The organism is Paenibacillus mendelii (genome assembly GCF_024498075.1).
Lineage (GTDB): Bacteria > Bacillota > Bacilli > Paenibacillales > Paenibacillaceae > Paenibacillus_Z > Paenibacillus_Z mendelii.
Map to the genome: position 1 here is coordinate 1 of NZ_JANHOF010000079.1, position 579 is coordinate 579.

The following is a 579-nucleotide window of genomic DNA, read 5'->3' on the forward strand; positions in this document are numbered from 1 at the left end:
GGTCCTGAATTCCATCGGACTGAGGCCGTTTAATTTCGCTTGTAATCGTTCGAAATTATAAAAATCGATGAAGGCTTTAATGTCTCTCTTGAGCTCTTCAAAGGTATGGTAAGTGTGCAAATAATACTTCTCGCATTTTAGGGTCCCCCAAAACGATTCCATTGGACCGTTATCAATACACCGCCCGACTCGGGACATACTCTGAGTCAGCTTGTTTTCGTCCAGGAGCAATTTGAAGTCCAGTGATGTGTATTGGAATCCCCTGTCGCTATGTAGCATAGGCTTGCTTCCTGGTGCAGCCTGCAAGGCTAGTTTTAACGTCTGGAATACCAGTGGATTGTTATTGGAACGTCCCAGTACATAGGAGACGATGGATTTATCATGAAGATCGAGAATAGCGCTTAAATACGCTTTCTGACCCTGTCCGTATTTAAATTCGGTCACATCAGTGAGCCACTTCTCATTGGGTGCGGTTGCTTGAAACTCACGATTTAACAAGTTCTCGGCCACCTGCTGCGGAGTGGAACGCGCATATTTCTTTTTCTTCCTGCGAATAACGGATTGGATTCCTTTTACCTT

General features: G+C 44.7%; 1 protein-coding gene. It reads right to left on the bottom strand.

Going from position 1 to position 579, the window contains the following annotated elements; all coding sequences use genetic code 11:
• On the bottom strand, positions 1-579 hold a 579-nt coding region (locus NNL21_RS36125), incomplete at both ends, for an IS3 family transposase (protein WP_256555735.1).